The 10,508-nt window shown below is 74.1% G+C and carries 8 protein-coding genes and 1 pseudogene; 3 read left to right on the top strand and 6 right to left on the bottom strand.

Going from position 1 to position 10,508, the window contains the following annotated elements; translation table 11 throughout:
• Positions 1-500: 500 nt before the first annotated feature.
• Entirely contained in the window at positions 501-2,390 is a 1,890-nt protein-coding gene (locus KM933_RS19250) for an AMP-dependent synthetase/ligase (protein WP_221353814.1), read from the bottom strand.
• Positions 2,391-3,174: 784 nt separating this feature from the next.
• Here KM933_RS19250 and KM933_RS19245 point away from each other — a divergent pair.
• The gene (locus tag KM933_RS19245) at positions 3,175-4,065 is read left to right on the top strand and encodes an alpha/beta fold hydrolase (protein WP_221353812.1); all 891 of its coding nucleotides are present in this window, start codon (positions 3,175-3,177) and stop codon (positions 4,063-4,065) included.
• Here the strand turns inward: KM933_RS19245 and KM933_RS19240 are convergent, their stop codons facing one another.
• Positions 4,066-4,818 (bottom strand): NPP1 family protein, encoded by a 753-nt coding sequence (locus KM933_RS19240; protein ID WP_260333798.1) that lies wholly within the window; start codon positions 4,816-4,818, stop codon positions 4,066-4,068.
• Positions 4,819-5,047: 229 nt separating this feature from the next.
• Between KM933_RS19240 and KM933_RS19235 the strand changes: the two genes are divergently transcribed.
• Both KM933_RS19235 and KM933_RS19230 read left to right on the top strand, forming a co-directional pair.
• The gene (locus KM933_RS19235) at positions 5,048-6,802 is read left to right on the top strand and encodes an ArnT family glycosyltransferase (protein ID WP_221353808.1); all 1,755 of its coding nucleotides are present in this window, start codon (positions 5,048-5,050) and stop codon (positions 6,800-6,802) included.
• A 108-nt stretch (positions 6,803-6,910) separates the two neighbouring features.
• Positions 6,911-7,825: an endonuclease/exonuclease/phosphatase family protein gene (locus tag KM933_RS19230; RefSeq protein WP_221353806.1), complete on the top strand. Its 915-nt coding sequence runs from the start codon at positions 6,911-6,913 to the stop codon at positions 7,823-7,825.
• 42 nt (positions 7,826-7,867) lie between these two features.
• Here KM933_RS19230 and KM933_RS19225 read toward each other — a convergent pair whose 3' ends face one another.
• The 4 genes and pseudogenes from KM933_RS19225 to KM933_RS19210 all read right to left on the bottom strand — a co-directional run bounded on the left by KM933_RS19225 (position 7,868) and on the right by KM933_RS19210 (position 10,437).
• The gene (locus KM933_RS19225) at positions 7,868-8,818 is read right to left on the bottom strand and encodes a TauD/TfdA dioxygenase family protein (protein ID WP_221353804.1); all 951 of its coding nucleotides are present in this window, start codon (positions 8,816-8,818) and stop codon (positions 7,868-7,870) included.
• Between the two features lie 205 nt (positions 8,819-9,023).
• The gene (locus KM933_RS19220) at positions 9,024-9,497 is read right to left on the bottom strand and encodes a carboxymuconolactone decarboxylase family protein (RefSeq protein WP_221353802.1); all 474 of its coding nucleotides are present in this window, start codon (positions 9,495-9,497) and stop codon (positions 9,024-9,026) included.
• 135 nt (positions 9,498-9,632) lie between these two features.
• A pseudogene (locus KM933_RS19215) lies at positions 9,633-9,890 on the bottom strand (hypothetical protein); the annotation flags it as partial.
• A 130-nt stretch (positions 9,891-10,020) separates the two neighbouring features.
• Positions 10,021-10,437, bottom strand: coding sequence for a MarR family winged helix-turn-helix transcriptional regulator (locus tag KM933_RS19210; RefSeq protein WP_260333796.1), 417 nt, complete (start codon positions 10,435-10,437; stop codon positions 10,021-10,023).
• Positions 10,438-10,508: the final 71 nt, after the last annotated feature.

Genomic DNA, 10,508 nt, shown 5'->3' with positions numbered 1-10,508 from the left:
CGGGGTGGCGGCCGCGGCCCGGCCGGGGGCCGCCCAGTCGACGGCGCCGGCGGCGGTCGCCGTGGCGGCCGCGGCGAGAAGGGTCCGGCGCGGGAGACCCGTCCCCGGAACTGCGGTGTGGTCGTTCATGGTTCCAGTCCGCTCTTGGGGCAGCACAAAGAGGACCCCTGAGGGCCCAGGGATTTGAATCGTTTTAATCGCTGCGAAAGTAAGTCGCTCGATCAAGGGGCGTCAAGAAGCGTGCACGACACAAATTTCTGCGCGCCCTCGCGTGCGGTCCTTGAGGGGGCCTTTCCGGAGGCCCTCCGCGGACGGCTCTCGGGGTGGCCCTCGGGGACGGCTCCGGCCGGTCGGCTGTCGCACGAGCGCGCCGAGTACCCGGTAACACGCCGCGGAGAAGCACGACCACTCCGTGATCAATTCCTTGGTCCGGAAAAGGCGGACCCCCTCGATGGTCCGCCCCGGCGGACCATCGAGGGGGCCGTGGTGGGTGGGGGCGGTCAGCCGAAGACGTTGTCCGTGTCGTCCCAGGCGTACGGGTCGGCGGGCGGCAGGCTCCGGGGCGTGCGGGAGGACGACTGGTACATGGCTTCGATCTCGGCGGCGTACCGGTGTGCGATGGCGTCCCGGCGCAGCTTCATCGACGGGGTGAGCAACCCGTTGGCCAGGTCGAACGGCTCGGGCAGCACCCGGTACACGCGGATGGACTCCGAGCGCGGCACCGTGGAGTTGACCGCGCCCACGGCCCGGTTGATCTCCTCCCGCAGGGCGTCCTCCTCGCCCGTCCCGTCCGCGACGGTGCGGACCGAGCGCCAGTGCGCCAGGAACTCGGGGTCGAGGGTGATCAGGGCGCCCACGCAGGGCCTGTTGTCGCCCACCACGACGGCCTGGTGGACGAGCGGGTGGGCCCGCAGGCGCTCCTCCAGGGCCGCGGGGGCCACACTCTTGCCGCCGCTCGTGACGATGATGTCCTTCTTGCGGCCGGTGACGCTCAGATAGCCCTGGTCGTCGAGCCGGCCGAGGTCGCCGGTGGCCAGCCAGCCGTTGCGGAACGCGGCCCGGTTGGCCGCCTCGTCGTTGACGTAGCCCTGGAAGACCGAGGGTCCCCGGACGAGGATCTCCCCGTCGTCGGCCACCTGGACCTCCGTGCCGGGCAGGGGCCGGCCCACGGTGCCGGACTTCTCCCCGCCGACGGGCTGCGCCGTGATGCCGCCGCTCGTCTCCGTCAGCCCGTACCCGTCGTGGACGAAGATCCCGACCCCCGCGTAGAACAGCGCCAGTTCGCGGTTGAGGGGGGAGCCGCCCGACACGGCGCCGCCCACCCTGCCGCCCAGGGTCGCACGGAACCTGCGGTACACCGTCTTGTCGTAGAGGGCGTGCTGCAACCGCAGATCGAGACCGGGGCCCGGGCCGGTGCCGAGCCGCTGCCGCTCGGTGGCCGCGGCGAAGTCCTGCGCGGTGCGGACGGCACGCTCGAACAGGGCCCCGCGGCCCGTCTCCTCGGACATGCGGAGGAACCTCTTGTACAGCTTCTCGAAGACCTCGGGGACGGCGCAGAGATACGTGGGCCGGAACGACAGCAGGGCCTCGGCCAGTGTCTCCGTACGCGGATCGGGCTCGTGACCCATGAGGAACCCGCCCCGCATGCACAGCCCCTGGACCATGAGGCCGTAGACGTGCGAGAGGGGCAGGAAGACCAGTACGGCCGGCTGCTGCCCGGAGGGTGCCGCGGTGTGCCCCCACCCGGCCAGCAGTGTGTCGCAGGGGCTCGCCAGGCTGCTGTGACTCAGCGCGCAGCCCTTGGGGTCCCCCGTGCTGCCGGAGGTGTAGGCGATGACGGCGGTCGAGTCGGGCAGCACGATCCGGCGCATGGACTCGACCGTGGTGACCGGTACCGGCCGCCCCGCCTCCGCCAGGTCCGCCAGGGCTCCGGCGTCCAGCTGCCAGACGTTCCGCAGCGCCGGCAGCGCGGCGCACACCGAGCCGACCGTCATGATGCCCTGCTCGTCCTCCACCACCACGGCCACGCAGCCCGCGTCCCGGAGGATCCACCCGACCTGCTCGTGCGAGGAGGTCGGGTCGATGGGGACGATCTCGGCGCCGACCGTCCACAGGGCATGGCCGATGACGGTCCACTCGTAGCGGGTGCGTGCCATGACGGCCACGCGGTGGCCCGGGAAGATCCCGGCCGCGATGAAGCCCCGTGCGACGTCCGTCACCTGGTCCCGCAGCTCGCCGGCCGTCACCTGCGACCAGGTCGCGGGAGAGGTGGCGGAGCGGCGGGCCGCCTGCGGCAGGAGGGGGTCGCGTTCGGCTGTCTCGAAGAGACTGTCGGCGAGTCCTCCCTGCATCAGGGGCGGGGCCGGTCTGGCTACTTCCAAGGGGTGCATGTGCCGCTCCAGAATCTCCTCAGAGCGCCCCTCCGATGGAGTCCGGAATCGAGGCGTTCGAAATCTAGCCCACGAGGGTGGGGGTTGTGACCCGAACGGTCGATCGACATGACCTGATCGTGTTGCGGAGCGCCACCGGTCCACTGCGGTCCGTCGAGCGGGAGAGGGCTTCCGGGGGTGGTGGGGACGGTGGACGGCGGCGGGGCACGGGCGGGGCGGGCTTCCGCGCGGGAGCCGGCGTCCGCGCACGGTATCCGGTACACCGTGCGGGTCCGCGGGGGCGGCCGGCAGGCATCGGGCCAGGTCCGGTCGGAAGTGGCGCCTGCCGGGGGGCCACGGGAGCCGGCCGGGGCCGCGCCCCCGGTCCCGGACGCGCCTCAGGTTGTTCGACCGGTCGTACCGGCCGCCGACCGCCGGCGCGGAGGCGGCCGGGAGGCTCCAGGAGGAGGGACGGGTGCGGTCCGCCGTGCCCGCGGGGCGGCCGCCGCCGGACCGGGGTGATCGACTTGAAATCGCCGCTGCCGGGGGGCCACCGGCGGCTCCTCCGGGTCGGCGCAAGTCACGTTACGCTCCGGCGGCGGAGGTCACGTGACGCGCCTCGCGCCGCCCGCGCCCCCCTGCCTCCGCGCCGCCGCCCGCACCACTGCCCGTACGGTGGTCCGTCGCGTCGCGTCGCGTCGTGTCGAGGACGGGCGGGCCGCCGCGCCCCTCATTACGCTGAGGGGGGTCGTCGCGCCGCACGGCGGTCCGCACGAGGGGGCCGACCGACGTCAGGAGGGCCGCCGTGAGCACGATCGCGGTGCGGGCCGCCCGGCTGCGGAGCGGGCTCGTCCTCCCCTACGCGCAGGCGGGACACCCGCAAGGCGCTCCCGTCGTCTTCGTGCACGGCCTCGGGGACTCCTGGTGGGCGTTCGAGCCGCTGCTGCGACGGCTCCCCAGCGCGCTGCACGGGTACGCCCCCACCCAGCGCGGCCACGGCGACGCCGAACGGCCCCCGGACGGCTACGGTCCGCGGGACTTCGCGGACGACCTCGTGCAGTTCCTCGACGCCGCGGGGATCCGCCGGACCGTCCTGGTCGGTGCGTCGAGCGGCGGCGTGGCCGCACGGCTGGTCGCGGGCAGCCACCCCGACCGGGTGGCGGGTCTCGTGCTGGCGGGCGTACCGGCCACCCTCGCGGACAAGCCCGGCACGAAGGCGCTGCGGGAGAGGGTCCGCGGTCTCGGCGACCCCGTGCCGCGTGCCTTCGCCGAGGAACTGCTGGGCGCCCGCACGGCCCGGCCCCTGGGACGCGGGCTCCTCGCCACGCTCGCCGGGGAGAACCTCAAGGTGCCCGCGCGGGTGTGGCGCGAGACCCTGCGCGGCCTGCTGGAGACGGACCTCGCGGCCACGCTGCGGGGCATCCTCGTCCCCACGCTGGTGCTCTGGGGCGACGCCGACACCGTGCTGCCGCGGGCCGACCAGCAGCGGATCGTCGACGCGGTCCTCGGGGCGAGGCTCGTCGTCTACGAGGGCGCCGGGCACGCGCTGTACTGGGAGCGGCCCGAGCGGTTCGTCCGGGACGTCGCCGCCTTCGCCGCCGAGGTCCTGCCGGACCGTCCCGGGGGCGGCGCACCCGGCGGGGCAGGGACACCGCCGCCTCCGGGGGCCGGGAGGGCACCCGGAGGCGGCGCGTGATCAGGCGTTGGGGTCGAAGGAGATCCCCGACGGCTTCGCCGACGCCAGGTGCGAGTTGAACGTGCTGTCCTTGATGCCGAGCGTCGCGCTGCCGAAGTTGTACGAGGTCAGCTTGTCGCGCACCCCGGCCGGGTAGCCGTTCCAGCCGACCAGCGCCGGGTACTGCCAGGTTCCCTTGTGGTTCTCCGGCGGCTCGTCGCCCGCGGTCGCGGAGCGGAAGCAGTGCGTGCTGATCCCGTCCTTGTGGTACACGATCTTGGCGTGCGTCCCGTCCCAGCGGATCGCCGAGCGGTTGTGGACCACGAACGAGCCGTGCTCGGACGTCGAGACGTACTGGGCCTGGTCGTTCTGCACCCAGACCACGACGTGCTCCCAGTCGTGGCGGTGCCCGCCCAGCCCGCTGCCGGCCACCGCCTGGTCCTTCTCGAAGTAGGACGCGTAGACGATCGCGCACCAGCCGTTGTTGCACTTGGAGCGCGAGTAGGTGTTGACGTTGTCGAGGTCCGACGCGTCACGGCACTGGCCGTTCACGGCACCGCTCGGGTTGAGCCCGGCGTTGACGGTCCCGTCGGCGCTGATGGCCGGCGTGGCGTAGCAGCCGTCCCCGTCGTAGTCGTAGCCGGGCTGGTACGTCCGGTCCAGGTTCTCCGCGTTGGCGGGCAGCGCGGGGGGCGGGGCCGCCAGGGCGGTGGCCGGGAAAACGAGGACCAGAGCCGCGGCGCCCGCCAGGACGCCCAGCGACTTCCGGCCCAGGCGCCGCGATCCGAACCACTTCGATGCCGGTCTGCCGTTCACAAGTGTCCTCCTCATCGGCCCTGTGCAGGCCAACGCCCTTTATGGCATGTGCAGTTCAGGGTCCCTGTTTTTCACCCGCGTGCCAAGAGGCCACAGGAGTCACAACGGTTACGGGCCCCCCAACAGTTGTTGCTCCGCCGGTCCGAGAACGTCACGCGAGAAGGGGGTTGATGGAAGGCTGTGCCGCATGAACGCGCCGCGCACCCCCCGGCCCACGGGTGCCGGGCCCGCCGCCCCGCGCCCGCCGGACCCGGCCGCCGCGGGTGAACGACCGGACCGGCCCGGCCGGTTGGGCGGGCTCACGCGGTACGTCGGGCACGCGCGACGCCGGCGGTGGCCGTACGCGACGGCAGTCGTCGCGCTCCTCGCCCAGATGGCGGTCGCGATGGTCACCGCCGCCGTCGAGCAGACCCCCACCATCGACGAACCCGTGTACGTGGCCACGGCCGAGGTGTACCTCGCGGAACGCAGCTTCCGCCACAACCCCGAACACCCGCCCCTGGGCAAACTGGTCATCGCCGCCGGCCTGGTGTTCGCCGACGCGCGCCCGCCGGATCCCGCCTTCTCCGGCGGCCAGACGGCGCTCGGCCGGCACGTGCTCTACGAGTCGGGCAACGACCCCGGGCACCTGATGCTGCTGGCACGCCTGCCGGTGATCGCCCTGACGCTGCTGTTCGGGCTGGTGGTCCTCGCGTTCGCCCGGGACCTGACCGGACCGGTCGGCGGACTCGTGGCACTGGCCCTGTACGCGTTCTCCCCGGACGTCGTCGCGAACGGCTCGCTGGCCACGCTCGACGTACCGGCGGCCGGCTTCCTGCTCACCTCCGTGTGGCTGGTGTGGCGGGCCCGGCGGCGGCCCCTCCTGTACCTGCCGCTCGCCGGGGCGGCCCTCGGCGCCGCCGCGGCCACGAAGATGAGTGTGCTGCCGATGATCCCGGTGCTGACGCTGCTGGGCGTCCTGTCGGTCCGGCGCGCCCGCCGGACCCCCGGGGCCGGAGGGCGCGCCCGTACGGGACTCCTCGTGTACGGAGCGGTCTGCGCCGCCGGCATGGTGCTGGTCGCGGTCGCCGTCGTGTGGGCCGCCTACCTCGTGGTCGACCCGCGGCTGCGCTGGACGGCGCCCGGGAACGTGCCGGACATCCGCGGGACGCGCGGCCTCGTCGCGGCCCGGCTGCCCTTCCCCGAGCCCTACCGGGACGGCATGCGCATCCAGTTCGGCTTCGAGTACGACATCTGGCAGGGCTTCCTGTTCGGGCGGCTCTACGAGGGGTCGCTCTGGTACTACCTGCCGGCCGCGCTCCTGGTGAAGACCCCGCTCGGCGCGCTCGCGCTGTGGACCGCGGGCGCCGTCACGCTCCTGGCCGTACGCCGGCTGCGCCCCGCGGCCCCGTACGTGCTGGCCCCCGCTGCCGTGCTGCTGGCCGTCTCCACGCAGGGCGCGCGGGACCTCGGCGTACGGTACGCGGTGTTCGTGCCCATGTCCCTGGCCGTCGCCGCCGCGGGAGCGACGCTCCTGCGCCGTCGCCCGGCCCACTGGGCGACGGCGGCGCTGGTCTGCTTCGTGGCGGTCAGCTCGCTGCGCACGTACCCGTACTACCTGCCGTACTCCAACGAGGCGTTCGGCGGGCCCTCGAAGACCCGGCTGCGGCTGCACGACTCGAACGTCGACTGGGGCCAGGACCTGGGCCGCCTGGCGGACCACCTCCGCCGGCACCGCCCGGGTGAACGGGTCTGGCTCGTCCACAAGGGCGCGGGCGTGCCGTCGTACTACGGCATCGACGCGGCCGACCCGCTCAAGGCCCCCCTCGGCGAGGTGCACGGACTGCTCGTCGTCTCCGGCTCCGCGGCGGCGAAGGCCGACGGCCGGCTGGCCGCGCTGCTGGACACCAGCACACCCGTCGACGACGTCGGCCACTCGATCACGCTCTACCGGCGCCGCTGACACCGGCCCCCGTACCGGTGGGGCCGCGGTCGCCACGGGAGCGGGGCCGCGTCACATCCGGCGCTTCCGGCCGACCGACCCGGCACCCCCGTGGGTATCGTCACCTCCATGACAACGCGTCGTACGGGCGGGCGCGGCGCGGCCAGGGCGATCGCCACCGCCCTGATGTGCGTACTGGCTGCCCTCCCCGCGCGGAGCGCCGCGCCCGGGAGGCCCGCTGCGCCCGAAGGGGCCGCCGCACCGGCCGCCTCCCCGGGCCACTACGTCGGCACGTTCAACATCTACGGGAACATCGGCCACCGGGGCGACGCCGGGGACTGGATCAGGGACGAGGCCGAAGCCGTCCGGGAACTCGTCCCCGGCGGCATGGACCGGTGGCTGTTCATCGGCCTCCAGGAGGTCTGCCGGGCCCAGGGCGAGCGGTTCGCGCGGGAGCTGGGCCTGCGCAGTGCCTTCGTCGACACCGGCACGGACTGCGCCGACGGCCAGCCGTACGGGAACGCCCTGCTGTTCCACTCGGCGCCGAGGATCCTGCCGCCGGCGCTGCTGCCCAACCCGGACGGCAGGGGCGGCGAGCGGGGCGTCATCTGCGCCGTCGTCCGCGCTCCGGGCGGAGAAGGGAGGTCCGGTCCGTCCGTCACGGCGTGCAGCACCCACCTGAGCGTCGGCCGCACGAAGGACGGGGAACGGCGGGCGCAGACCCGGTTCCTCCGCGACGGCTGGAGACCGGACGGCGTCCGCGCGCTCGGCGCCGACGGCCCGGTCGTCCTGGCCGGCGACCTGAACGCCCTGCCCGGCGCGCCCGAACTGGACGTCCTGTACGAGGACGGCCGCGAGGCGGACGGCCCGCGCGGGAGCGGGCCGCCGTACGCCCGGCCGACCTACGACGACGGCCGCAAGCTCGACTACCTGTTCACCTGGGGCGCGCGGAGCCCCGGGAGCTGGCACGGGACCGGCGTGCGCAGGACCGTCCACTCCGACCACGGCTTCTACTACAGCCGGTTGTCCCCGGGAACCGGCTGAGGAGGGCCGGCCGGGGCAGGGCCGGACGGCCCCGTCCGCCGCTCACCAGCGGTGCGGCTCGCTGCCCACCAGGGGGACCGACGGCCTGCCGTCCACGCCGACCGGGACGTCGCCCGCGAGCATCACCCGGTGCATGACCCGGGGGTGCTCCAGGTGGGCCGTGTCCCCCGGAGCCAGGTGGATGGTGGCCCGGTTGTCCCAGAAGGCCACGCTCCCCGGCTCCCACCGGAACCGCACGGTGTACTCGGGCCGGGTCGCCTGGCCCAGCAGCATCTCCAGCAGCGGAGCGCCCTCCGCGCGGGACAGGCCCAGGATCTGCTCGACGTAGTAGCCGTTGACGAACAGCACGCGCTCACCCGTCTCGGGGTGCACCCGCACCAGCGGATGCTCGGAGGCGACCTGCCGCTCCAGCAGATGGCGTACGTACGCGTCCTCGCCCGGCCGTGCCTGGTAGCCGACCCCGAGACGGTGCTCGGCGCGCAGCCCGTCGACGAAGTCCCGCAGCGGGGCCGACAGTCCCGCGTAGGCGGCCGCGAGGTCGGACCACGTGGTGTCGCCGCCGTACGGAGGCACGGTCTCGGCGCGCAGGACGGTCGCGGCCGGCGGATCGACGCGGGCGCCGTGGTCGCAGTGCCAGCCCCGCAGCAGCGAGTGGCGGCGCCTGCGCAGCCACTCGTCGTGCTCCATGCCGTACCGGCCGCCGAGCTCCAGCCGGTCGGCCGTCGTCTCGATCTCCGGGACGTCCGCGGGGGAGGCGCCGCCGCGCCGCGGCAGGCGGACCGGCTCGCCGAACCGCCGGGCGAACGCGACGTGCGCGGCGTGGTCCAGGTGCTGCCCGCGGAAGAACACCACCTTCCAGCGCAGCACCGCCGCCCGGATGCCGGCGACCGCCGTGTCGTCCAGGCCGCCGGCCAGGTCGACGCCCGTGATCTCGGCGCCGATGTGCCCGGCGACCGGCCTGACCTCGATCCGCGTACCCCTGTCCGTCGTCATGCGTGCTCCGTCGGTCGGCGCGTGGCAGTCCGTCGGGCCAAGCATGGCGCGCGCGGCCGGAGGGCGACAGTACGCCTCGTGCAGAACACCGCAGGCGCGAGCGGCACACCGGCGCTGAGCGCCTGACCGCGGCCGGACCGATCGAGCGGCACCCGGACCCCGCGGCGGGAGTCGGCGACGCCGTCGGCGAGGACGCCTCCCGCGGTTATCCGAACTGGCCGACCCGGTAGTCCCCGGCGGGCTGCCGGACGAGGACGTTCGCCCGGTTGAAGGCGTTGATGAGGGAGATGAGGAACACCAGCGCGGCCAGCTGGTCCTCGTCGTAGTGCTTGGCGGCGTTCTCCCACGCCTCGTCCGTGACCCCGCCGGCCGCGTCCGCGATGCGGGTGCCCTGCTCCGCCAGTTCGAGCGCGGCACGCTCGGCCTCGGTGAAGACGGTCGCCTCCCGCCAGGCCGCGACGAGGTTGAGCCGTACCTGGGTCTCCCCGGCCGCGGTGGCCTCCTTGGTGTGCATGTCGGTGCAGAAACCGCAGCCGTTGATCTGGCTCGCGCGGATCTTCACCAGCTCCTGGACCGTGGCGGGCAGGGCCAGGTCCGAGACGACCTTGCCTGCCGAGGTGAGGTGTTTGACGAACGTGGCCGCGGCCGGTTTGGTCATGAGGTCGAGACGGGCTTCCATGGGGTGCTCCTCTGCGGTGTCGGCGAGTTACACCTCAAGGACGGACGCGGCGCCGCGTGTGTGACACGGGTGGATGTGACGTGCGTCTCCCCGTCTGTCCGGAAGTGTCCGTCCCGGGACGGCTGAGGGGACGGCTCAGGGAACGCACGACGTGTTCTGCGCCGTCGTCACCACCCGCCGGCCGTCGGCCGCGCCCAGGAGGCCCGCCGGCACCCAGGGGGCGACAGTGGTCCGCACCCGCGCGACCGGCACGGCCTCGGAGGCGAACGGGGCGCCGGCCCAGATCTCGTCGAGGAGGGTCGTGCCGTCGCCCCTGGCCGGGTTGGTGACGCCCGAGTCGGTCGAGCCGAGGACGACCCCGGGTTCGGAGCGCCGGAAGCAGACGTGCACCGGCCCTCGGCGGCACGGGCCGTCGCGGGCGTGGCGGCCGCGAGCAGGGCGGTCTGGGGCAGGGTGCGTCCCGGGAGGGCGGGTGCCATGCGTTCCCCGTCCCTGCGCGGGGTCGGTTGCGTCGGGTCACGCCCTACAGGGTGCCGACGTTGGCGGTGAGCAGCCGGAGCAGCTGCTTGGCCAGGGCGTCCTGCTCGGGGGTCAGGCCCATGGCGTCGCCCATCGCGAGGGGGACCGCGTCGGCCCGGTCCTGGAGGCGCACCCCGGCGTCGGTGAGCCGCAGTGCGACGGAGCGCTCGTCCTCGGCCCGGCGCTCGCGCCGCAGCAGCCCGTTCGCCTCCAGGCGCTTGAGGAGCGGCGAGAGGGTGCTGGACTCCAGCTGGAGGGCGCGGCCCAGGTCCCGCACGGAGATCGAGTCCCGCTCCCAGAGCACCAGCATGACCAGGTACTGCGGATAGGTCAGTCCCAGCTCGTCCAGCAGGGGCCGGTACCGGGCGGTGACCGCCCTGGAGGCCGCGTAGAGGGCGAAGCAGAGCTGGTCGTCCAGCAGGAGCGAGCCCTCCCCGGCCGGCGCGGGCGGCTCCTCCCGGGCCGGCGGGAGGGGGTCCCGCTGTACGGGGT

Origin of the sequence: Streptomyces beigongshangae, assembly GCF_019710745.1 — a bacterium.
Taxonomy (GTDB): Bacteria; Actinomycetota; Actinomycetes; order Streptomycetales; family Streptomycetaceae; genus Streptomyces; species Streptomyces beigongshangae.
This window is presented reverse-complemented; position numbering and strand designations above follow the sequence as displayed.